Annotated in this window: 25 protein-coding genes; 6 read left to right on the top strand and 19 right to left on the bottom strand. The window is 49.2% G+C overall.

All coding sequences use genetic code 11. The features are described 5' to 3' along the window. Nucleotides 1-50: 50 nt before the first annotated feature. From aspS to CZ360_RS03380, 13 genes are all read right to left on the bottom strand, one after another. Nucleotides 51-1,838 carry an aspartate--tRNA ligase gene (aspS, locus tag CZ360_RS03325; RefSeq protein WP_077532750.1) on the bottom strand — a complete coding sequence of 596 codons (1,788 nt, stop codon included), beginning with the start codon at nt 1,836-1,838 and terminating at the stop codon, nt 51-53. 16 nt (nt 1,839-1,854) lie between these two features. Next, on the bottom strand, nt 1,855-3,201 hold the full coding sequence (hisS, locus tag CZ360_RS03330; RefSeq protein WP_077532751.1) for a histidine--tRNA ligase: 1,347 nt from the start codon (nt 3,199-3,201) through the stop codon (nt 1,855-1,857). Between the two features lie 132 nt (nt 3,202-3,333). Continuing rightward, nucleotides 3,334-3,459, bottom strand: a complete 126-nt coding sequence (locus CZ360_RS14285) for a hypothetical protein (protein WP_267872672.1) — start codon at nt 3,457-3,459, stop codon at nt 3,334-3,336. 45 nt (nt 3,460-3,504) lie between these two features. Continuing rightward, on the bottom strand, nt 3,505-3,906 hold the full coding sequence (locus tag CZ360_RS03335) for a methylglyoxal synthase (RefSeq protein ID WP_077532752.1): 402 nt from the start codon (nt 3,904-3,906) through the stop codon (nt 3,505-3,507). Between the two features lie 126 nt (nt 3,907-4,032). Further along, a complete protein-coding gene (locus CZ360_RS03340; RefSeq protein WP_077532753.1) occupies nt 4,033-4,773 on the bottom strand; it encodes a P-loop NTPase in 741 nt (246 codons plus the stop codon). Between the two features lie 161 nt (nt 4,774-4,934). After that, entirely contained in the window at nt 4,935-6,890 is a 1,956-nt protein-coding gene (locus tag CZ360_RS03345) for a peptidoglycan D,D-transpeptidase FtsI family protein (protein WP_077532754.1), read from the bottom strand. Further along, nucleotides 6,887-7,417, bottom strand: coding sequence for a rod shape-determining protein MreD (mreD, locus tag CZ360_RS03350; protein WP_077532755.1), 531 nt, complete (start codon nt 7,415-7,417; stop codon nt 6,887-6,889). The genes CZ360_RS03345 and mreD overlap by 4 nt, the downstream gene beginning before the upstream one ends. A 96-nt stretch (nt 7,418-7,513) precedes the next feature. Next, a complete protein-coding gene (gene mreC, locus CZ360_RS03355; RefSeq protein ID WP_143530132.1) occupies nt 7,514-8,353 on the bottom strand; it encodes a rod shape-determining protein MreC in 840 nt (279 codons plus the stop codon). Nucleotides 8,354-8,418: 65 nt separating this feature from the next. Continuing rightward, a complete protein-coding gene (locus CZ360_RS03360) occupies nt 8,419-9,450 on the bottom strand; it encodes a rod shape-determining protein (RefSeq protein ID WP_077532757.1) in 1,032 nt (343 codons plus the stop codon). A gap of 110 nt (nt 9,451-9,560) precedes the next feature. Continuing rightward, the gene (locus tag CZ360_RS03365) at nt 9,561-10,115 is read right to left on the bottom strand and encodes a Maf family protein (RefSeq protein ID WP_077532758.1); all 555 of its coding nucleotides are present in this window, start codon (nt 10,113-10,115) and stop codon (nt 9,561-9,563) included. 50 nt (nt 10,116-10,165) lie between these two features. Then, nucleotides 10,166-10,435, bottom strand: a complete 270-nt coding sequence (locus CZ360_RS03370) for a DUF4321 domain-containing protein (RefSeq protein WP_077532759.1) — start codon at nt 10,433-10,435, stop codon at nt 10,166-10,168. A gap of 28 nt (nt 10,436-10,463) precedes the next feature. Further along, nucleotides 10,464-12,533 (bottom strand): peptidase U32 family protein, encoded by a 2,070-nt coding sequence (locus CZ360_RS03375; RefSeq protein WP_159438090.1) that lies wholly within the window; start codon nt 12,531-12,533, stop codon nt 10,464-10,466. Beyond that, nucleotides 12,517-12,894, bottom strand: coding sequence for a cell division protein ZapA (locus tag CZ360_RS03380; RefSeq protein ID WP_077532761.1), 378 nt, complete (start codon nt 12,892-12,894; stop codon nt 12,517-12,519). The genes CZ360_RS03375 and CZ360_RS03380 overlap by 17 nt, the downstream gene beginning before the upstream one ends. A gap of 143 nt (nt 12,895-13,037) precedes the next feature. Between CZ360_RS03380 and CZ360_RS03385 the strand changes: the two genes are divergently transcribed. The 3 genes from CZ360_RS03385 (at nt 13,038) to CZ360_RS03395 (ending at nt 15,903) form a co-directional block, all read left to right on the top strand. Then, nucleotides 13,038-13,805: an acetyltransferase domain-containing protein gene (locus tag CZ360_RS03385; RefSeq protein WP_077532762.1), complete on the top strand. Its 768-nt coding sequence runs from the start codon at nt 13,038-13,040 to the stop codon at nt 13,803-13,805. 227 nt (nt 13,806-14,032) lie between these two features. Further along, nucleotides 14,033-15,508: an IMP dehydrogenase gene (gene guaB, locus CZ360_RS03390; protein WP_077532763.1), complete on the top strand. Its 1,476-nt coding sequence runs from the start codon at nt 14,033-14,035 to the stop codon at nt 15,506-15,508. 209 nt (nt 15,509-15,717) lie between these two features. Next, complete coding sequence (locus tag CZ360_RS03395) at nt 15,718-15,903, top strand: helix-turn-helix domain-containing protein (protein WP_267872676.1); 186 nt, start codon at nt 15,718-15,720, stop codon at nt 15,901-15,903. A gap of 33 nt (nt 15,904-15,936) precedes the next feature. On the opposite strand, the gene CZ360_RS03400 is transcribed toward CZ360_RS03395, so the two are convergent. Beyond that, nucleotides 15,937-16,791, bottom strand: a complete 855-nt coding sequence (locus tag CZ360_RS03400; protein ID WP_159438091.1) for an MBL fold metallo-hydrolase — start codon at nt 16,789-16,791, stop codon at nt 15,937-15,939. A gap of 225 nt (nt 16,792-17,016) precedes the next feature. Here CZ360_RS03400 and CZ360_RS03405 point away from each other — a divergent pair, with 225 nt between their 5' ends. Both CZ360_RS03405 and CZ360_RS03410 read left to right on the top strand, forming a co-directional pair. Next, on the top strand, nt 17,017-17,823 hold the full coding sequence (locus CZ360_RS03405) for an HAD family hydrolase (protein ID WP_077532766.1): 807 nt from the start codon (nt 17,017-17,019) through the stop codon (nt 17,821-17,823). A gap of 59 nt (nt 17,824-17,882) precedes the next feature. Beyond that, nucleotides 17,883-18,434, top strand: coding sequence for a zinc-ribbon domain-containing protein (locus tag CZ360_RS03410; RefSeq protein WP_077532767.1), 552 nt, complete (start codon nt 17,883-17,885; stop codon nt 18,432-18,434). A gap of 57 nt (nt 18,435-18,491) precedes the next feature. Here CZ360_RS03410 and deoD read toward each other — a convergent pair whose 3' ends face one another. Then, entirely contained in the window at nt 18,492-19,205 is a 714-nt protein-coding gene (gene deoD, locus CZ360_RS03415; protein ID WP_077532768.1) for a purine-nucleoside phosphorylase, read from the bottom strand. 60 nt (nt 19,206-19,265) lie between these two features. Beyond that, a complete protein-coding gene (locus CZ360_RS03420; RefSeq protein ID WP_077532769.1) occupies nt 19,266-19,523 on the bottom strand; it encodes a pro-sigmaK processing inhibitor BofA family protein in 258 nt (85 codons plus the stop codon). A gap of 468 nt (nt 19,524-19,991) precedes the next feature. Here CZ360_RS03420 and CZ360_RS14290 point away from each other — a divergent pair, with 468 nt between their 5' ends. Beyond that, the gene (locus CZ360_RS14290) at nt 19,992-20,123 is read left to right on the top strand and encodes a hypothetical protein (protein WP_267872673.1); all 132 of its coding nucleotides are present in this window, start codon (nt 19,992-19,994) and stop codon (nt 20,121-20,123) included. Between the two features lie 51 nt (nt 20,124-20,174). On the opposite strand, the gene serS is transcribed toward CZ360_RS14290, so the two are convergent. Genes serS through CZ360_RS03435 form a run of 3 tightly spaced genes read right to left on the bottom strand, consistent with a single transcriptional unit; the run spans nt 20,175 to nt 23,177 of the window. Then, a complete protein-coding gene (gene serS, locus CZ360_RS03425) occupies nt 20,175-21,455 on the bottom strand; it encodes a serine--tRNA ligase (RefSeq protein ID WP_077532770.1) in 1,281 nt (426 codons plus the stop codon). 58 nt (nt 21,456-21,513) lie between these two features. Then, the gene (locus CZ360_RS03430; protein WP_077532771.1) at nt 21,514-22,389 is read right to left on the bottom strand and encodes a ParB/RepB/Spo0J family partition protein; all 876 of its coding nucleotides are present in this window, start codon (nt 22,387-22,389) and stop codon (nt 21,514-21,516) included. A gap of 14 nt (nt 22,390-22,403) precedes the next feature. Continuing rightward, nucleotides 22,404-23,177 carry a ParA family protein gene (locus CZ360_RS03435; RefSeq protein ID WP_077532772.1) on the bottom strand — a complete coding sequence of 258 codons (774 nt, stop codon included), beginning with the start codon at nt 23,175-23,177 and terminating at the stop codon, nt 22,404-22,406. Between the last annotated feature and the right edge of the window lie 13 nt (nt 23,178-23,190).

Raw genomic sequence — 23,190 nt, forward strand, 5'->3', positions numbered from 1 at the left:
AGATATAAAGAAAGCAGAACGCTGATTTTCCAGCGTTCTGCTTTCTTTGACTATTCTGCCTGCTTCGTCTCCAGAAGCTGAATCCCCAGCTCTTTAAGCTGTGTACTGTCCACAGGAGATGGGCATTCGCTCATCAGCTCACTCGCATTCTGTACCTTTGGAAACGCTACTACGTCCCTCAGGCTGTCCGCTCCGGTCATAATCATAGCCAGACGGTCAAGCCCAATTCCCATTCCGCCGTGCGGCGGCGCACCATATTTATAGGCTTCTACCAGGAACCCGAATTTCGCTTCGATCTCTTCTTCAGAAAGCCCGAGTGCTTCAAACATCTTCTGCTGCAGCTCATAATCTGTAATACGGATTGACCCGCTGGAGAGCTCTGTTCCGTTCAGGACAAGGTCATAGGCCTTTGCCCGCACCTTGCCGGGATCGCTGTCCAGATATTCCAGGCATTCGTCCATCGGCATGGTAAACGGATGGTGCATTGCGACCCAGGCTCCGCTATCCTCATCCCATTCGAAGAACGGAAATTCCGTAATCCAAAGAAAATTGTAGCCCTCCGGGATGATGTCAAGCTGCTTTGCGACAGTTAAGCGCAGCGCGCCCAGCACCGGCAGCGTCACCTTGTTTTTATCCGCGACGAACAGCGCCACATCTCCCTGCCCGCAGCCAAGGCGTTCCAAAATCTGCTCCAGCTCGCCTTCCCTCATAAACTTGGAGAAGGAACAGGCTGGCGCCTGATCCGCCCAGCGGACAAAAGCAAGCCCTTTTGCGCCGATCCCACGGACATATTCTACCAGCTTATCAATATTTTTCCGGGTTAATGCCGCCGCCGCGTTTTTCGCGACAATCGCCCTGACGCTTCCGCCGTCCTTTACCGCACCGCTGAACACGCCAAATTCACTGTCCTTCACCAGATCGGACACATCTACAATTTCCATCCCGAAACGGGTATCCGGCTTATCGCTCCCATATCGCTCCATCGCTTCTCTGTAGGTCATTCTCGGAAGCGGGGTCTCGATCTCAACATTCAGGACGTCATGAAATACTTTTTTGACAAAGCCTTCTCCGATTTCCAGAATATCCTCAATATCCACAAAGCTCATTTCCATATCAATCTGGGTAAATTCCGGCTGACGGTCAGCCCTAAGATCCTCGTCCCGGAAGCACCGGGCAAGCTGGATATACCGGTCATAACCGGAGATCATCAAAAGCTGCTTATAAATCTGCGGCGACTGCGGCAGAGCATAAAATTTCCCGTTATGCACCCTGGATGGGACAAGGTAGTCCCTCGCGCCCTCCGGCGTGGATTTAATCATCATCGGAGTTTCAATTTCTAAAAATCCGTTTTCATAGAAATATTCCCGCGTGGATTTGGCAAGCTCATGCCTCATCCGAATATTATCCTGCAGTCCCTTCCGGCGCAAATCCAAATACCGGTATTTCAGCCGGATTTCATCGTTTACCTTGTTGTCTCCACTGATATGAAACGGCGGTGTCTGCGCCGCGGACAGAACCCGTAGCTCTGTTACAAAAATTTCGATTTCACCGGTTTCCAGCTCCGGGTTCGGCGCTTCCCGCTTCAAAACCGTTCCCTTTGCCATCACGACGTATTCGCTGTGCAGTCCTGCCGCCTTTTCATGAACGGCGCGGTCAGTGCGGTCGTCAAAGGTAAGCTGGACAATCCCAGTCCGGTCGCGCAGATCAACGAAAATCAACGTCCCTTTGTCCCTCTGCTTCTGCACCCAGCCGCCGACTACAACCTCCTGGCCAATTTGTTCCGCCCGAAGCTCTCCGCAATAATGGGTTCGCTTCAAGCCCTTCATACTCTCTGCCATCTTCTCCGCTCTCCTCTTATTTCATTTCCATCATAGATGCCAGCGCTTCACCACCGAAATCATCGGCAAGATTCTCTGTCGCGCGCTGGATTGTAATATCATAAAGCGTCTGAGCGAGTTCCTGCTGAAAATTGATTTCCCTTTCTTCCCCGCTCTCCATGTCCTTCAGCTTTGCGGTCCCGCTTTCCAGCTCGCTGTCACCCAGCACCATGGTATATTTCGCACCGATCTTATTCGCGTATTTCATCTGCGCTTTTACACTGCGGCCCATCAGGTCACATTCCGCGTAAAAGCCTTCTGAACGCAGCTCATTCACCAGCTTGCAGGCGCGGATATTTGCCGCTTCCCCCATGCTGGCAATAAACAATTCACAGGATTCCGGCTTCGGAATTTCAATTCCCTGCGCCTGCATAATCAGAAGCAGCCGCTCCAGTCCAACTGCAAAACCAAGGCCGGGCGCCGGGTCTCCGCCCATCTGCTCGACCAGGCCGTCGTACCGTCCGCCTCCGCAAACGGTAGACTGTGCGCCCAGATTATTGGAGATAAATTCAAAAACGGTTTTTGTATAATAATCCAGCCCTCGGACAATCGTCGGGTCAACCTGATAAGGGATTCCGATTGCTTCCAGCCGGGTTTTCACCCCTTCAAAATGGGTTTTGCAGTCATCGCAGAGATAGTCCAGCACGACCGGCGCGTTCTTTGCAAGCTCAGAACAGACCGGACTCTTACAGTCCAGAATCCGCATCGGATTTTTATCCAGGCGCTCCAGGCAGGTGCCGCAGAGCTGATCACTGTACTGCCGGAAATATTCGGTCAGCGCCTTATGGTATTCTGCACGGCAGGTTGGACAGCCAATGGAATTGATATTCAGCGTGATGTCTTTTAGTCCCAGCATCTGGAACAGCTCTCTGGCGACACAGATCACCTCCACATCCGCGCTTGGCGACTGCGCGCCAAACATCTCTACCCCAAACTGGTGAAACTCACGCAGTCTTCCCGCCTGCGGCCTTTCATGCCGGAAGCAGGGTGTAATATAGCATACCTTCAGCGGCAAGGCGCCCTTTAACAGGTTATGCTCAATCGCGCTGCGAACCGCGCCCGCCGTTCCCTCCGGCTTTAACCCGTAAAGGTCTTTCCCTTTCTCCGCGCGCACCTCATACATTTCCTTCTGCACTACATCGGTAGTATCGCCTACAGACCGTTTAAACAAATCCATCTGCTCGAACACCGGCGTGCGCATTTCAGAAAAGCCAAATAGTCCTGCGGTTTCCAGAGCCATTCTTTCCACAAACTGCCACTGGTAGCTTTCTGTTTCCAGAATATCCTGCGTTCCCCTTGGCGCTTTGATTAATTTTCCTGCCATTTTTCTTCCTCCATCAATACTATTTGTATAAAATTTTATCAGTCTACAGATTGTTTATAAATATAAAAGCTCCTCATCCCGATTTCATCAAATCAAGGGACGAAGAGCTTTTCTCCGTGGTGCCACCCAAGTTCAGGCAAACAATGCCTCTCTTTCCTGTCCTGTTTGCCGGACAGCCGCACAGACTCCGAAGCTATCTTCCAAAAAGCCGACATAAACGGTTCTCACCATTCCGTTCTCTCTGTGGATACAGCGCATTTTGTACTCCGTCTTCTTCTCTGCCTGATTCAAAAGAAATCCCAATTATTTTGGGTTAACGATATTTCTCCAATCCAAATCGCCGCGCTCCAGTCCATGGATCAATACTTCGGCTGTCGCAATATTGGTGGCGATTGGAATATTATGGACATCACATAAACGAAGCAAATTATTTTCATTTACCTCGACTTCTTTCCCGGATAAGGAATCGCGGAAAAACAAAACCATATCAATTTCGTTGCAGGCTACACGGGATGCAATCTGCTGGGCACCGCCCTGCCCACCGCTCAAAAAGCGCTGAATCTCCAAACCGGTTGCCTCCGAAACAAATTTTCCGGTCGTCCCGGTAGAGCACAATGTATGGCGGCTTAAAATTCCGCAATACGCAATACAAAACTGAACCATCAATTCTTTTTTGGCGTCATCTGCAATGAGTGCGATATTCATCTTAAACCCCTTTTCTCAGACAATAATTCCTGTCACGCTGTTATCTGTTGCCTGTCAAACCACAACGTCCTTCTATATCTGTCGAATGCGAAACAATGCTGTTTATTGTACCCGGCAAATACCGGACTACAGTCTTGTAATGATCAGGGGAGCATACTCCCCGTCCAGCCGTCTGGAAACAGCCGCAAACACCATGCTGGAACGTTCGCTCTCCGGCAAAAACCTTCCCTTTGACTGCGCATTCTGCAGGTCGATATCCTCGGTCAGTACTCCGATCAGCGGAGCGCCTACGCCGTCGATCACATCATCCAGGTCGTGAATACTGGATTTTTTGATTGCCGTCCGGCTGACACGGTTGATAAAAACGCGGTATTGCCGGAAGCCCTCCTCCTCCATCATGCTGGCTACTTTTGCGCCGTCCCGGATGCAGACCGGATCGGGCGTTGCCACAATCAGTGCCAGATCAGCCGCCCTTTGGGACACTGCCATGCTGAGACCCAGGCCCGCCGGCATATCCAGTACGATAATATCATACTGCCGCTTTAGCAGGCCAATGCAGTGGAGAAGCTTTTCAAAATCAAGCTGGGCCACCGGCCGGGAGGGAGCTGCCAGATAGGAAAGTGCAGGCAACTGTTCCGATATTGCAACAGCATCCTGCGGCTTGCATCTGTCCGCCAGCACATCGCCCAGGTCATAAACAATCTGGTTTTCCATCCCCAGCATCAGGTCAAGCCCACGCAGCCCTAAATCCATTTCAATGATCAAAGCCTTTTTTCCGCGCCGGGCATAGGCTGCGGCTAAACCAACTGCAACGGTCGATTTTCCCACGCCGCCTTTTCCGGAGGTGATGGAAATTATTTTTGCCATACCCTTTTAACTTGCCTTTCTATCATGGAAGAGCAAAATCCTGCTACTTACCCCATACTATCATTTGATATATACATATTGTACCAATTCGTGATATCTTTGTCAAAGAAAAAATTAGTTCCGACTATTTTCTTGTAGGAATATAGTATAAATTCCTCTTTTTATTGTGAATTTTGCAAAATATCTCCCTCCTGTTTGCATTTTTGATAGATTTCAATGATTTGCTCCAGTAAAGCGGCCGTTCCTCCGCTGCAATCTTCTACAATACAGCTTACCGCAATTTCCGGGTCGTCAATCGGAAGATAAGCGATAAAATCGTTGTTTACCCGATCAACCGATGTAGTTTGTGCGGTTCCGGTCTTTTGGGCAACGCTGCTGTCAAGCCCATATTTTCCGGCCGCCAGGCTCATCCCTTTTGACACAGCGTCATAGGTGGACTGGCTCATCTCAAATTCAGCCGCCACCTTTGGTTCTGTAAACGTCACTGTTCCGTTAATGTCTGTCACTGAGCGAACAAGATGAGTTTCGTACCTTGTCCCTTGATTTGCAATTGTCATCGCTTCACAGGCCATCTGCAAAGGAGATACTGCAGTTTCATTCTGTCCAATTGCCGCTTGCAAAAGGTCTCCCGGATACCAGGTTCCCCCCAGCCGCTCCGTTGTTTCAGGTGAAGCAAAGCGCCCGGCCGCCTCGCCGATTTCCAATCCGGTTTTCTGCCCTAAGCCCATATAGGCGGCATATTTATTCAGCTCCTCGATCCCTAGGCGTAATCCAAGCCGGTAAAAAAAGGTGTTGCAGGACCAGTGGAGCGCTTCCGTCAGAGGAATGTAGCCGTTGTGATGATCCTGAAGGCAGGTGTATTCATGCCCCCGGTATTCAAACGGGCTGATGCAGAGCAGGCTTTCATTTGCGCCAAGCTTTCCCTCCTCCATCGCCGCTATAGCGACCATCGGCTTGAGGGAAGAGCCGGGCCGGTAAACGCCCTGCAGCGCCCGGTTAAAAAGGGGATTCGTATCCTGTTGTAACAAGTCCTGATAGTTCTCTTTATACTCTTCTGCAGTATAATTCGCTGAGTTGACCGCAGCCAGCACTTCGCCGGTTTTAACATCCAAGACTACGATTGCGCCGCCTTTTGACTGATAGTTCTCACTGTGTGCCGTGCTGACAAAATCTGTCAAAAGCTGCTGCAGCTCATCCTGGAGAAGTGAATCAATGGTAAGCTGGACATCACTGCCCGCACGGGTCTCCCGTTCGGTCACCGTATCAATTATCTCTCCATTTTTATTCTGTATCACCCGGACTTTTCCGTTTTGTCCGCGCAGCACCTCCTCCATTGCGCTTTCAATCCCGGATTTTCCCACCGTATCATTCATGGCGTATCCCTTCTTGCGGAGCTCCTCATATTCCTCCGCATAAATTGGGCCGATTGTTCCAATCAGGTGAGACGCAATATCCCCGTTTAAGTAAACCCGTACCGGCACCTCCTCGATTTCTACTCCGTCCAGCTCTGTGGACTCCTCCTCCACTCTGGCCACTGCTTCCAAAGAAAGATTTTCCGCAAAGGGATACCGGTTCCCGACTGAGGGCGTCAGCTTCTGCATGCTGTACCGCGCACAGGCAATTTCAAACACCTTTTTTCCCTGATTCTCCAGCTCGTATTTTTTCAGTAAGCTCTGAAGGCAGTCCTCTGCATCAGCCGAAGCTTCCAGGTCAAGAAATTCCTTCAATGCCTCTGTATCTCCTGACTCATCAAACACAACATTGCTTCCATCCCGGATGAGCGGACATCGGTTTTCCCATGCAAAGCCTTCCTCCCCAGATAGAGAAATGAGCTTTAAAATAGTATCGTTAATCTGTTCCGGCTTCATTCCAGTCCGGTCAAAGGTGAGCCGGAAGCTCGTTTTGTTCCCGGCCAGTACCCGCCCGTATCGGTCGGTAATGTTACCTCTTGCCGCCTGGACGGTTTTTAAGGTGGTGATCTCATTGTTCGCCTTTTTCAGCAGGGTTTCCCCCTGGGCTACCTGAAAATGTGCCAGCCGGGAAAAAATTCCTGCCAGAAGCAGGACAGAAACGCAGGTCAGAAGAAACAACCGGGTTGTCGTCTGCCGTTTTTTCATTGTGTATCCAAACCTCCCGAACGATGAAAGAAAACAGAAATCCTCCGGATCAGAGACCCGATTGGAAAACACCAAAACACCGTATAGCCGGCTGCTGGGAGAAGCTGAGACATCCAGAAGCTCCAGGTGCCCGGTTCCTGCCAGATCAGCGCGGAAAAGGCTGTTTTGATGACGCCGTCCAGCAGCAGTGCTCCAAAGCAGAGCAAAAATCGGTTGAACCAGTGCCTGCTTAAATAAAAGGTGACCGACAGTGAGACTGCCGCGCAGAACAGCAGCCACAGCAATGCGTGGTAGCCAAACACCGTCCCGGCGGTAAAATCCCAAAGCAGCCCGGCGGCCATCCCAAAAACAGACGCGGGAAGTACCGGCTCCTCCATCGCAATGCAGACCGCCGCCGGCACGACAAGGATTGGCTTAACGCCCCAAAGCTCCAGTACGCCGGGCGTTACCTGAAGCAGAAAGCAGAGCAGGAGCAGAATCGCATAGGCAAAATACCGCACTTTCGGTTTCTTCCGCTCAAATATCATGCGTTAACCCATGCCTTCGCCGCCAGGGCGAAAGCTTTCCTTTCTTATGAAATCAACGCCGGACTTCCCGCTAAGCATCTGACCGAAGACCTCCTTTTAATTCTCATCCTTCTGTCCGATTTCCCCAGTGATAACAAAAACATTGGTCAATCCGGCAATCTCATTTGCCGGCTTCAGTTCTGCAGAATAGGTCGTTCCGCTCTTTTGTTTGTCTGCTGATTGAACCGTTCCAATCACCATTCCGCGCGGGCAGTCCCCTCCCGATCCGGAGGTTGCCACAAGATCGCCAAGTACAGGCTCCTCCTCCAGATATTCCAGCCGGCACTGTCCTTCTTTAGACAAGGCGGAGTCACCGCTTACAACACCGAGACGGTTTGATTCGCTCAGATAGGCGCCGATTTTAAACTGCGGGTGGAGCAGGGTCATCACAACAGCATAGTTCGTCCCCGTCTCCTCCACTCGGCCTACCAGTCCGCCTGGCGTCGTAACGATATCCCGCTTTTCAATCCCATTGCGCTTTCCCTTATCAATCATGATCTTTGCATATCCATAATCGGGATCAGTACCGATTATAGAGGCCTCTACATATTGATAGTCCGGTTCGCTGTCCTCCATCTGCAAAAGCTCCTTTAATGCTATGTTTGACCGTTTTAAGTCTTGATATTCGAGCAGCCGCCTTCTTAACTCGTCGCATTCTTCTTTCAGCGCCTCATTTTCTTCTGCAAGCGATCCGCCGAAAAGGTTTCCTGTCACGTCTTGCAGGCTTCTCGCCAGCGAGGTGCTTCCCTTCTGCAACGGAACTGCAACAGAGCTGATCAAATCCTTCACCCAAAACGCTTCTCCATCCGAAGCAGCGGAACAAATCATGAAGGAAAACAGGACTGCTGCCAGCACACAAATCCACCGGCACTGTCTGCTCCTCCAAAATTCCTTCATTTGTTTCCCCTCCTTCCAGAATAACCCAAAACAGGATACGATCAAATTGATCGTATCCTGTTTTTTCAAAAGTCCCGTTCATAGGTCCTGCCCAAACCTCGGTCCAGAACATCCCCCAGCTTATCAAAATGGTCCAGTACCAGCCCGGCCCCTTTGGCCACACAATCAAGCGGATCCTCCGCAATGATAACAGGCATCCCTGTTTCCTCTGAAATCAGCCGGTCTAGCCCTTTTAGTAGCGCACCGCCGCCAGTCAGGACAACGCCGCTGCTGATCACATCGGCCGCCAACTCCGGCGGCGTCCGTTCAAATGTGGAACGGACTGCATTGAGAATCTGAGAAACCGGCTCTGCGAGCGCTTCCCGAATTTCAATCGAGTTAACAGTCTGATTCTGCGGTAATCCGTTGAGCAGATTCCGGCCCCGGATTTCCATAGCCCTTTCTTCTTCCAGCGGGTAGGCAGAGCCAAGCTCAATCTTTACTGTTTCCGCAGTGCGTTCCCCGATCAGCAGATTGTATTTGCGCTTAATGTACTGTATAATCGAGCTGTCGAATTCATCACCGCCGACCCGCACAGAACGGGATGTTACAATTCCTCCCAGCGAGATTACTGCCACCTCTGTTGTTCCGCCGCCGATATCGACCACCATACTCCCTGTCGGCTCTGCGACTGGAAGCCCCGCGCCGATTGCCGCCGCCATGGGTTCCTCGATGATAGACACTTTTTTTGCTCCGGCCTTTTCCGCCGATTCTTTTACCGCGCGGCGCTCGACGTCGGTCACCCCGGACGGGATACAGATTACGATCCTCGGTTTTACCAGCCGGGAATGGTTGGTTGCGCGTTTAATAAAGGTTTGCAGCATGCTGGTAGTAATATCAAAATCCGCGATTACACCATCCTTGAGCGGGCGCACTGCGACAATCGATCCCGGCGTTCTGCCAATGACCTCCTTGGCCTCATGCCCTACGCTTTTCACAATACTATTCCTGATATCTACCGCCGCGACAGAGGGCTCGCGGATAATAATTCCCTTCCCCTTCATATATACAAGGGTGTTTGCCGTTCCCAGATCAATTCCAATTTCCTTTGAAAACATTTTTGGTGTTTTCTCCTTTCAGAAAGCCGTATACTTCTATCCTGTCCTGTAATTGGCAGGATATGTCCGGATTTCCCTCAAATTCAGAAAACACCAAAAATTTCTTGTTTTTATTCAAATATTTTCAAAGCCTTGCGGAGCGCTGTGATGGGCAGTCCTACTACGTTGTAATAATCGCCGTTGATCCGCTCGATCAGGCCGCCCGCATAGCCCTGAATCCCATAGGCGCCGGCCTTGTCAAAGGGTTCTCCCGTTGCCAGGTAATCTGCGATCTCTTGATTTGTCAATTTACAAAAGGTGACCTTGGTTGTCTTGTGAAAGACAGCCCGCTTTTCTCCCTTTTTCACGCAAACTCCGGTAATGACCCGATGAGTTCGTCCAGAAAGCGCCCGAAGCATCTTCTCCGCTTCCTCCTCTGACTTCGGAATACCGAACACAGCGTTATCCGGTGAGACGACAATGGTGTCGCATCCGATAACAACATCCTCCGGACAGCGTTTTGCGATTTCCTCCGCCTTTCCCTGTGCAAGCTGTCTTGCCAGCCGCTCCGGAATCCGTTCTATGACACTCTTTTCATTAAACCCCGAAGGCTCAACCCGAAAATCCGGTACAATCCGTTTTAAAAGCTCCTGTCTCCTGGGAGACTGTGATGCCAAAATAACCATATCCTATCCTTCCAAAAACGGCACGGTATACATTGCCGTGCCGCCTATCCTTATATATTTTTGCCGACTTTGCTGTAAAAAATTAAAGAACCGATAATACAAATCAGCAGCGCCAGGTTCATCTGCAGGCTAAAACCAATCGAAAAGGTCAAAACCGATAAATCAATCGTAATCGGGTTTGGTACGCCGATTCCGATGCTCTTTCCCCAGGTGAGAAAGTGCAGGAAGGAAACCTTCTGTGCAATCTCCGTCAGCACGCTGCCAAGCAAGATTCCCATTAATAAAAACAGCGCAAAAATCAATCCCTTTTTAAACTTCATCCTCTTGTTCTTCCTCTCTCCGCTTTTCTCATTGCAATCCCCGGTAATACAGTCCGCGCGTGAATTCGCCGTCCGGCTTCTTTCCGTTCAGGCTCGCCTTCAGCACCCGTTCACACTCTGCTTTTGATTCGGTTGTAAAATAAAGCACCGAAAAATCCATCCGGCTGAATTCTTTTTCCCGATCCAGCACCCACAGAAGCCTGCTGTTCAGCAGCTCCTGATATTCCTTCTGATGGCAGAGCACCGGAAATTCCGCGCCGGTTCGGTCAGTCAAACACCCCTTTTTCCGACAGGCCTTACACCCCTGCCCGCCCTGCACCGGGCAGTTTTTTAACAGCATCAACGGCAAACGTCCATAGGAAAGATAACCAAATGGAAGCGAGCCCTTGATCCGATCCATCCGTTTTGCCGTGTTTTCAAATGATAAAATCAGGTCGGACAGGCCGAGCTCCTGATACTGCAGAGCGCTGAACGAATTGGTGCAGTTTAAAAAGGCTGTCCCGTGGAGCGCCATGCCCAGATCCTTCCCAATCTGAAGATGCGCCGGATTGGAAACTGCAAGCCGCCGGAACCCTTTCCCGGCAAGCACGCCGCATTGGGAAACAGTACGTTCCTCCGTTCCCGCCATCAAACGATCCGGTTCCAGTATGATTTTACCGGAATATGGCAATAATGTTTCTGTATGCCGCAATACCTCCCCAACCGGGAGATAAATAAGCTCCGCCTCCTCCCAAACCTGCTCCGGTATCTGCGACGCATGCTCAAACCTTGCGCGCAGGCTCTTTCCGCTTGGCTGGTGCTCCGACGGTAAAGAAATATCCCGTTCCAGGAACAGAACGGGTTCCGGTGAACCACACAGAAAGTTCAGCTTCTCCACCACTGCGCGCCTTAGCTCGTTCAGCGCGGATTTCGGGAGGATCAGCCCATCTTCTATCTCACAGGAGAGGGTTTCCAAAAAGTAAACCGTCCCACCCAGCTTGGAGAAGGATTCCCTTGCAGTTATTTCCGTAATCGGCCGGTTCAACGCGGCCTTCGGGACTTCTCCGGATACCTCTACGCTGCAGCCTCCACACTTAGCAATCAGCTTTGCCGGTATTTCCTTTTTCAGGATAAACTGCATCGAAACCGGACGGCAGGGCTTTTCCTTCCGATAGGTCCCGCGCAGTGAACGGAGCACCTCCCCGGTCGCGGAAAGGACGTCCTCCTTCTGCCGGACGCCGAACATCTCCGTTCCGGTCTTCCCGGTAAAATAGCCGTCCGTAAAGCCGCTGCGGGAAAACACCGCGCGCAGCAGCGATAGGTCAGGATGCCGCCCGTCCCTTAAGGCCGCGTATGCCGCGGTCGCCGCGGCGACGTACTCCGGCCGCTTCATTCTGCCCTCAATTTTCAGAGAGGCGACGCCCAGGTCTTCCAGTTCGCCGAACCGCTCCGCCAGGCAGTTGTCCTTTAATGACAGATCGTACCGTTCTCTTCCCTTTACAGAGGTAAACGGCAGGCGGCAGGTTCCGGCACAGCTCCCTTTGTTGCCGCTCCTTCCTCCGATCATCGCGCTCAAATAGCACTGCCCGGATACGGACATGCACAGCGCTCCATGGACAAACACTTCGGTTTCCAGTCCCGTGCGCTCCGCAATCTCCCGGATCTGTTCCCGGCTGAGCTCCCTAGCGAGAACCACCCGTTTTACACCCAGCTCTTTTAACAGCATCGCACCCTTTACCGTATGCACGCTCATCTGGGTAGAGGCGTGAATCCGCATTTCCGGGCACCACTCCTTCAGCAGCCGCAGAACGCCGAAATCCTGGACAATCAGCGCATCCACACCGGCCTTGCATGCAAGCCGCACCGTTTCCTTCAAAAGCGGAAGCTCCTCGTCAAATACAACCGTATTGAGCGTTTGGTAAACCTTCACCCGATGCAGATGGCAGTACCGGACTGTTTCAACAAAGGCTTCCTCTGTAAAATTATCCGCATTCTGCCTTGCATTTAACGATTTTTGCCCAAGATAAACAGCGTCTGCACCATTCAGCACAGCCGCTGTTACAGATTCCGCATTTCCGGCGGGAGACAAAACCTCCAGCCGATTATTCCGCCGCGTCATCGAGTTTGGCTTTGAGGGTATACAGCTCCAGTTGGTTTTCCAAATCCTTCTTTTCATCCTCCAGCTGCTCTACCCGTTTTTCCAGTTCGTCCGCACGGTTATTGGCGCGCATTGCGTCGTTGATATAATCTTTGAGCTGGAAACGCAGGTTGTCCACATCTGTTTCCATCTTTGTTTTTGCATCAAACGCATCCAGAGACGCCAAAATACAAGCGCTGGTAATGGACAAAGTTTCATCCGCCCTCATAATGTCACGAATGGTATGATCCATATTTTTCGCTAAACCAATCACGTATTCTTCTTTTTCCGGCGTTTTAAGAACATATTCCTTGCCCAAAATCGTAACCTTTACTTTATTCATCTAATACACCTTGTCCCTTTCTGCTGTTTTTCATCAAAACAGCCCGGAATATATACATCTTTTATTATAATACGAAATTCGTAATCATTCAAGTATCTTGCAGAACATTTCTTGCTTCTGCCATAGTTTTTGGAGGCTTCTTTATGCAATCAGCGCCTATTTCCCGCCGCGTCCACCTGTTGGATGAGCTGCGCGGGTTTTCTATCCTTTGTATGATCCTCTATCATGGGGTTTATAATGTCCTTCTTTTCCTGCCGGTTACCTTTGATTTCTTTTTCAGCCCATTTATGGGATTTCTGCAGCATTTCTTTGCCGGCGGATTTATCCTAATTTCCGGCGCCGCCTGCCGTTTTTCAAGAAACAATTTAAAACGCGGCGCTCTCTGTTTTCTGTTCGGGATGGCTATGACCCTTATCACCGTGCTGTTTGTGCCCAAGCTTCCCATTTATTTCGGTATCCTGCACTGTCTCGGCGCCTGTATGATCTTCTTTTGGCTGCTTCGTCCGCTGCTTGACCGAGTCAGCCCGTTGATTCTTCTCGCTGTTTTCCTCTTTTTGTTTCTGGTCACCTATTCCATTCCGCAGGGAATGATCGGCCCGCCCGGACTCTATCAGGAGCCGCTGCCGGATTTCCTTTTTCAGACAGAATGGCTTTTTCCCATTGGCATTAAAACTGATTCCTTTTTTTCGGCTGACTATTTTCCGCTCCTGCCCTGGCTGTTCCTCTTCCTCGCAGGAAGCTGTCTCGGCATCCCGATCCGGGAAGGAAGATTTCCTGCTTTTTTTTACCGGCTTCACAGCAAATTCCTTTCCTGGGCAGGGCGGCACACTCTTTGGATCTATCTATTGCATCAGCCGGTTCTCTTTCTGCTCCTCTGGCTGATTGCATCACTGTTTCCCTTTGGTAAATAATATTATATTTTATACTTATAGTATTATATCTTTTTCCTTCTTTGCGGGATGAAAAACGCTGTCTTTCTATTTGCCGCAAAATCACTAAAAACCGGGTTTAAAACCGACAGAATATTTCATTTTTTCCTATTGATCTTTCCCAATCAAACATTGTATAATGAAGAACAATACCTCATTCGTATCTGTTTTGCGAAGTTTAGTTTGTTAAGAAAGGACGTGTGTTTTACATGCTGGAAACTCAGTTTGAAAACAAGTTTGTAAAAGAAGGTTTAACATTTGACGACGTGCTGCTAATCCCTGCAAAGTCCGATGTTCTTCCTGCGGATGTCTCGGTCAGAACCAGGCTGGCAAAGGACATCTACCTCAATACGCCACTCATCTCCGCGGCAATGGACACCGTAACCGAATCCAAAATGGCAATCGCAATTGCCAGGGAGGGCGGCATCGGGATTATTCACAAGAATATGTCGATTGAACAGCAGTGCGACGAGGTGGATCGTGTAAAACGTTCTGAAAACGGAGTTATCCTCAATCCATTCTATCTTGGGCCGGAACACTTTGTTTACGATGCAAACGACCTAATGGCAAAATATAAAATCTCCGGCGTGCCGATTGTGGACGAAAGCGGAAAGCTGGTCGGGATCATTACAAACCGCGACTTGAAATTCTTAACAAACTTCAACATTAAAATCAAAGAGGTTATGACCAAGGAAAACCTGATTACCGCACCGGTTGGCACAACCCTTGCACAGGCACAGGAAATCCTTTGCAAGCATAAGGTGGAAAAGCTGCCGCTTGTTGACGACAAGGGCATTTTAAAAGGGCTTATCACCATCAAGGATATTGAAAAAGCTACACAGTACCCGAATACTGCCCGCGATAAAAAGGACAGGCTGCTCTGCGGCGCCGCCATCGGCGTCACTGCCGATGTGCTTGAACGGGCGGGCGCGCTGCTGGAGGCACAGGCCGACGTCCTGGTGCTCGACTCCGCACATGGGCACAGCTTCGGGATTATGGACTGCTTAAAACGGGTTAAAGCCGCTTACCCCGACGCTGTTGTCATCGCCGGAAACGTTGCAACCGCAGCGGCAACCGAGGACTTGATCAAAGCAGGTGCCGACGCCGTAAAGGTCGGGATCGGCCCCGGCTCCATCTGCACCACCCGTGTTGTCTCCGGGATCGGCGTTCCGCAGATTACCGCCGTTTATGACGCTGCCTGCATGGCCGCGAAATATGATATCCCTGTCATTGCGGACGGCGGAATCAAATATTCCGGCGATATCGTGAAGGCGCTTGCCGCAGGCGGTTCTACCGTAATGCTCGGCTCTCTCCTCGCTGGCTGCGACGAGTCCCCTGGAGATAACGAAATTTACCAGGGCAGAAAATTTAAGGTTTACCGCGGAATGGGAAGCCTTGCCGCAATGAACAACGGTTCTAAAGACCGCTACTTCCAGCAGAACAACAAAAAGCTGGTTCCGGAAGGGGTAGAAGGCCGGGTGCCGTACAAAGGGCCGGTTGCGGATACCATCTATCAGATGATGGGCGGATTAAAATCCGGGATGGGCTACTGCGGATGCGCAACCATTGAAGAACTCCATTCAAAAGCACAGTTTGTCAAAATTACCGGCGCAGGCTTAAAGGAAAGCCATCCTCACGATATCTACATTACCAAGGAAGCACCGAACTATTCGGTTCAGATTTAGCTTTTTCTGAAAGCTTGTAATATTTAAGGCTGTCATCGAAGGATGACAGCCTTGTTTTTATGCAGAATCGGTTGCTCCTCATAATAATCTTACTTTATACTACTTTAGGCGAAAAACCCCACAAAATGGCTCCATACAGTATAATAAAGATCAAAGAACTGCTGGATTGAGGAATGAAGATGATTACATACACTCCTTTATGGGAAACTATGAGAAAAAAGGAAATGTCAGCCTATAGGCTGATCCGATATTATGGATTCAGTTCCAATACTATTTACCGGCTGAGGCATAATCAAGGGATTTCAACCACATTGCTGGACAGGCTTTGCTTGCTGCTAAATTGCAACGTGGAAGATATTATCGAATATATCCCGTCGGGGCAGGCTGAACCTTAATATTTTATAGTGATTCTGCTCTGCCCTATCTAATCATTCCTCTGTTTCCAGCACCAACCCATCATAGGCGATCTGGTAACCGCGTGAAGCTGCAAACCGCGCCAGCTCATTATGCGGCGGGTTCCCCTCATGGGACAGATGGGTCGCATAGCTCTCTCCGTTCGGCTTCAGGATTCCCTGACTTCTCATTTCAGCAATAATTTCCACCACTTGGTCGGCGTTCAGATGCCCTCCTCCTGTTGTCCCGGGGCCATAGGTCTGGTCAAGAATGACATAATCAAACGAAAATCCTTTCAGTATCTCCCAGGATGCCGCCTCCAGCCGGCAGAGATCAGTCGCATAGAGAAGTTCCCGGCCGCCCTGCCGTACAGCGTAGATAAGCGCCTGTTCCGACTCATCATGGCAGGCATCCAGCGCAGTTACATGATAAGTCCCAAGCTGTATACTCTCCCCGGCGGAAACCGGAAAAACAGCCAGGTTCAGCTTTTCTTTCCATTTCGGGTCAAATAAATCTACACCCGGCTCTTCCCCGCAAAGCCGCCGTCCCATTTTTCTCAGCGTCTCCCGGGAAGCCGCCAGATTCCATCTGGAGATGCCCTGCCCCGCATATTCCGGAATTCTGGTGATCAGGTGCCCCGGATCAAAATGATCGGAATGGGCATGGGTCTGCAGCAGGAAACGCACCTTCGTCAGGTCGATTCCATATTCACAGGCTGAGGGAAAGACATCCGGCCCCAGGTCGATCAGCAGATCACTATTAATTAAAACCGAGGATCGCCTTCTCAGGTTCTTACCCTTTTGTTCTCTAGCTGTACGGCAGTAAGCGCACTGGCAGAACGGCAGTGGGTATGCGCTGGCCGCGCCGGTTCCCAGAAATGTGAGCTTCATCCGACTGCAGACCTCCCTTTTTGTTCGATTGCAGGAATATCCTTGTTTTTCCAGTATACAAGGCATAGGTTGAAAATTCAAGCGCCCTTATTTTTATTATTGTACAAAAACAAAAGGTTCTTTTTATGAATTATGTATAGCCCACCAATCTTTCATCTGATCCTTTGACTTCTATTTCCCGATTCGATAAACTGAAATTAGTTCTGATAGAAGGAGGAGTTTTTTATGGTTCGGTTGATTGCCACAGATATGGACGGCACCCTGCTCGATTCAAATAAACAGCTTCCGTCTGACTTTCACGACATCTTTCAAAAAATCCACCAGCAGGGAATCATTTTTGTTGCCGCCAGCGGGCGCTTTTATCCGAAACAGCGTGAAGAATTTCTGCCCTATCTTGAACAGATGTACTTTATCTGTGACAATGGGGCCAGCATTATCCATCATGACAAGTGGCTTTATCAGAATGTGATTCCAAGGGAAAGGCTCCACCGTCTGATTCATGCCTGTGAAAAAATTCCTCATACCATGCCGATTCTCTGCGCAAAGGATACCAGCTATTACCGCCCGGTAGAGGAACGCTTTGCCCCGCGGTTTTCCTCCTATTTTAACCGGGGACATATTGTCGAGGATCTCTGTTCGGTAGAGGATGATATCCTAAAGGTGGCGATCTGTGACCTTGCCGGGTCAGCAAAAAACGCCTACCCTATCCTATCCGGAATATTTCAGGAAGAGCTGAATATTGTTGTGTCAGGGGATCAATGGCTTGACGCGATGAATCCCGGTATCAATAAAGGGGTTGCCCTGCGTTTTTTACAGAATCAGCTCGGGATCTCCCCGGCAGAAACCATGTCCTTTGGGGACTTTTATAATGATATTGAGATGCTCAAGCTCTCAAAATACAGCTTTGTGATGGAAAATGCCAACGAAGATATGAAGCCCTATGGCAGATATCTGGCGGACTCGAATGACCACAATGGTGTTACAAAGGCAATTCGGGAATTTTTATTCCAACCGAATTGCGTTTTGGGATAAAGTATGTTAGAATGGTGGTACATTAACTCGTTAATCAGATAAGAGAAGGGAATGATTTCATGTTTTGCGCAAAATGCGGAGCTCAGCTCCCGGACAATGCTGCTTTCTGCCCGAAATGCGGAGCAGCTTCTTCCAGCCAGGCCTCTTCCCAGCAAAATTCCTGGCAGGCTCAGCCTAATCAGGCAGACCAGGCAAATCAATCATCAAATGGATGGAACCAGCCGCCCCAGCAGGCCGCTCCGGTTCAGGAAAAGAGCAATAAGGTTTATCGGGCGCTTGCTTATGTTCCAATTCTTTTCTGGCTCCCTCTGGCCTTTGATTCACAGGATGAGGTTGGCAGAAAATCGTCAAACCAGGGACTGCTTCTGCTGATCCTTAATGTAGTTGTCTCCCTATTCGATTTTATTATTGTATCGCTGATCCTAGGCTCCATTTTTGGACATATCTGGGCTTTCAGCGCGATAGGTTCTGTCCTTTCCGTCATCTTTTCTATCATATTCTGGGTCATCCGAATACTCTCCCTTGTTTGTACCATTATTGGTATCGTGAAAGCGACGCAGAATGAGTATTTTGAAGTCCCATTAATCGGGAAAATCAAAATTATCAAATAAATTTCTTTTAAAAGAGGGCCAGGCAGCGTTTGCTGCCTGGCCCTTCTTGCTTGATGTCTATTCCTGTGTCGCTGTTTCCAGCGCAACCTTCATCATATCCGTAAAGCTGGTTTGACGCTGTGCAGCATCAAGGGATTCTCCCGTAAAGATGTGGTCGGAGATGGTGCAGATGCATAATGCTTTTTTATGGGCTTCCAGCGCATTTAAATACAGCGCGTTTGCTTCCATTTCCACTGCCAGGACACCCATGTCCCTCCACCTTTCTTTCCCGCGTCCGCCGTCATAAAATACGTCGGAACTCAGGATATTCCCCGCTTTAACAGAGATGCCAAGCTTTTGCGCGGCATTCATCGCCTTGACAGCCAATTCAAAATCACAGATCGGCGCGATTTTTCCCGGAAGGTCAAGATGATCCGCGAAATTGGAGTCCGTGCAGGCGCCAATTCCAAGCACAACATCCCGCAGCTTCACATCATTTCCGATTGCTCCGGCTGTTCCTACCCTGATAATCGTTTCCACGCCAAAGAAATGATACAGCTCATAGGAATAAATTCCGATCGACGGCATTCCCATCCCGCTTCCCATTACAGAAACAGGCTTTCCGTGATAGGTTCCGGTATATCCCAGCATCCCCCGGACATCATTCACCTGTCTGGCGTCTTCCAGAAAATTTTCGGCAATAAATTTTGCACGCAGCGGATCGCCCGGCATCAACACTGCCTTGGCAAAATCCCCAGCCTTTGCGTTAATGTGCGGAGTCGGTGTACTCATCCTTTCCACTTCCTTTCGATTTTGTGTTATTCTATCATATTCTGTCCGGAAAATCAACCTTTAAAAGAGAACAGAATCAATAATCATCAGAATAACGCCCGGAATGCCCAGCACCATTGAAACCAGAATCGTAAAATAGTTGATTGCCAGCATAATCCCACTCATCTCCAAAAGGAAATGCAAGGGAATCAAGGCCGCCACCCCGCTGCCCATTCCAATCAAAGCAGTTTTCCATTTTTTCTCGCGTTTTCTGAAATACATAATGTTTATTATAAAAATTATTATACATATAGTATACAACAAATTTCTGATATTCACACAATTCCCCCTTATTCCTAATTCCTTTTATATTTGTTCTATTCATATGATTCCTTTCGATGAAATATGTCCGCCGGTTTTTTCTTTTGCGCGGCATATTTTTTTGGAACAAACATATGATATAAATATTAAATCTTTAAAAACAAAGGAGCGTCTCCAATGACCGTTTTCACCTCAATTGAGGAAAAATTCTGTGCCTCTGCTAAAAAAAACGTCGCAATAGAAGTAACCCAGATGAAGGATGGTTCCGTTAACCGAAAATGCCTCAGCCAAGCCTGCAGCGGACATCATGGATCAAACTGCAAATTTTCCAATCCTCCTTCCCAAGATTAGAAATTTCCAGCCTTCAGTTCCTTTCCGGCCCGCTTTGTGCTCCCACAAATAATAAGAATTTACGGGAAAGCAATCGATACGCTTACCGTCATCTCAGCGCCGTAAGAACTAATTCCGGGAAAGAAGAGTGATACGGTGATGGAGAACATCCGCAGGGCGCATCCAAAGGATTTGGAGGAAATATACTGCCTGGTTTGCAAGCTGGTAAGACATGCGTTCTATGAAGTTCAGCAGATGACAAACCACCATTTCAAATTCTGCGTTTAATTATACGAATAGCAAAAAACACTATCTAATATACAGACAGTGTTTTTTGCTTTATCGGATTATTTCTTTTCCGCCCATGTACATTCTCAATGGTTCAGGAATGGATACAGAGCCGTCCTCATTTAAATTATTCTCTAAAAAGGCAATCAGCATTCTCGGCGGAGCAACGACAGTATTATTCAGGGTATGGGCAAAATAATTTCCTTTTTCCTTATTTTTCACCCGGATTCCCAGCCGTCTTGCCTGCGCATCACCCAGATTGGAGCAGCTTCCTACCTCAAAATATTTTTTCTGCCGCGGGGACCAGGCTTCCACATCAATGCTCTTCACCTTCAAATCTGCCAGGTCGCCTGAACAGCATTCCAGCGTTCTGACCGGAATATCCAGTGAACGGAAGAAATCGACGGTATTGCGGTAGAGTGTTTCAAACCAGCCTGCGCTCTCCTCTGGCTTGCAAACCACAATCATTTCCTGCTTTTCAAACTGATGGATACGGTATACGCCCCTCTCCTCAATGCCATGCGCACCGACTTCCTTACGGAAACACGGGGAATAGCTGGTGAGGGTTTTCGGAAGAGCTTCCTCATCCAACGTAGTGTCAATAAATTTCCCGATCATGGAGTGTTCGCTGGTACCGATGAGGTAGAGGTCTTCCCCTTCGATCTTATACATCATATTTTCCATCTCGGAAAAGCTCATGACTCCGTTCACAACATTGCTGCGGATCATGAACGGCGGGATATAATAGGTAAAGCCGCGGTCAATCATAAAATCCCTGGCGTAGGAGAGAATTGCGGAATGAAGTCGGGCAATATCACCGCACAGGTAGTAAAATCCATTTCCGCTTGTTTTTCTGGCGCTGTCCAGGTCAATCCCATTTAATTTTTCCATGATGTCTACATGGTAAGGCACCTCAAAATCCGGAACAGCCGGTTCGCCGAACCGCTCTACTTCTACATTTTCGCTGTCGTCTTTTCCGATCGGGACAGACGGGTCAATAATATTCGGGATTACCATCATCCGCTTTTTGACCTCTTCCGTCAGCGTTTCTTCCTTACCCTCCAGCTCGTTCAGCTCGGCCGCCATTGCTGTAACCTGCTTTTTGGCCTCTTCTGCTTCCTCTTTTTTACCCTGTGCCATCAATCCGCCGATCTGACGGCTGATCGTATTTCTCTGGCTTCTGAGATAGTCGCAGCGTGTTTTCGCATCGCGGTACTGCTGATCCATTTCAATCACTTCATCTACCAACGGAAGCTTCTCATCCTGAAATTTCTTTTTAATATTTTCCTTTACAATGTCCGGATTCGCACGGACAAATTTAATGTCTAACATCCTCTATTCTCCTTTTACTTTTTGTCATTGCTATGGATTATAAAAAGGCTTCTTCGGCTCAGGAGGAAAACCCATCGCCGGTCAGCCGTTCTGCAAGCTCTGCCAAGTCCTTGTCATCGTAGAATTCGATTACCAGCCGGGATTTCTTTTTTCCCTTTTCAATCTCAATTTTCCGTCCCAGCGCAGATGTGAGAGCCAGCTTCATCTCGGACAGAAATTTATCCTTCGGCACAAATTCAGGCGCTTGTGATTTTTCTTCTGTTGTTTCCTTTGGCTTTTTCTTTGCCAATTTTTCCACTGCACGAACATTTAGACCCTCTTTTACCGTTTTCTCTGCAAGGGCGACCATCTCATCCGGATTTTCCAGAGCGAGGATTGCCCTCGCATGGCCTGCGGAGAGATCTCCGCTCTTGACATACCGAATTACTTCATCCGGCAAATTTAACAGCCGCAGCGAGTTTGCTATTGCCGGGCGGGATTTTCCGACGCTTTTAGAAACCGCATCCTGTGTAAACCCATACTGGTTCATCAGCTCCTGATATCCCAACGCTTCCTCCACCGGGTTTAAGTCCTCGCGCTGTAAGTTTTCGATCAACGCAATTTCCATGGTCTCGGTATCGGAAAGCTCCCGGATTACCGCAGGCACTTCGCTGAGTCCTGCCATACGGCTGGCACGGTATCTCCGTTCGCCTGCCACAATCTGATAGCCGCCTGTTCCAATCGGTCTTAACACCAGCGGCTGAATTACGCCATGTTCCCGGATGGAATCTGCTAGCTGCTCCAACGCGGCCTGGTCAAAATCACGTCGAGGTTGATTTTTATTCGGCTCAATTTCACTGATTTTAATTAGTTCTGTCCCCTGCCCCGAAACAGAAGTACTGTTATCCTCAAACAGAGCGTCAAGTCCTTTTCCAAGTCCTTTTTTTCTCGCCATATCTCTCCTCCATCCTATCCGTTTCTTTTATTCTGCTTAATCATTTCATGCGCCAGGTCAAGATATGCCTTTGTTCCCTTTGAGGCGCGGTCATAATAGATAACTGGTTCACCAAAGCTTGGTGCCTCTGATAACCGCACATTCCTTGGAATCACCGTCTTATAAACCTTTTTCTGGAAGAACTTCTTTACCTCGTCCAGTACCTGGATGGTCAGATTCAGCCTTCCGTCGTACATGGTTAGCAGAACCCCTTCCACGTCGATAGTGGGGTTATACAGCTTCTTCACCTGGCGGATCGTCGCCATCAGTTGAGACAATCCCTCGAGCGCATAATATTCACACTGAATTGGGATCAAGACGGTATCGCAAACGGTTAAGGCGTTCAGCGTGATCAATCCCAGGGATGGAGGGCAGTCGATAATGATATAATCAAACTCTTCTTTGACGCCGACCAATGCTTTTTTCAGCATGTTGATCCGGTCCGGCAACTCGACAAGCTCAATCTCTGCGCCCGCTAAATCCATATTTGCGGGAATCAGATAGAGTTGGTCAAATTTTGTTTGCAGCAAAACCTCCTGCGCCTTTTTCTTTCCAATTACCATATCATAGGAGGAAAGCTGCGCGTCTCTTTTGCTGTATCCAAGTCCGCTGGTCGCATTCCCCTGTGGATCGATATCAACCAGCAGGGTCTTTTTTTTCAGCTTTCCCAGCGCTGCCGCTATATTGACCGCGGACGTTGTTTTTCCCACACCGCCCTTTTGGTTTGCTATTGCAATTATCTTACCCATACGACATTCCTTT

The organism is Massiliimalia massiliensis (genome assembly GCF_900155615.1).
GTDB classification, from domain to species: Bacteria; Bacillota; Clostridia; order Oscillospirales; family Ruminococcaceae; genus Massiliimalia; species Massiliimalia massiliensis.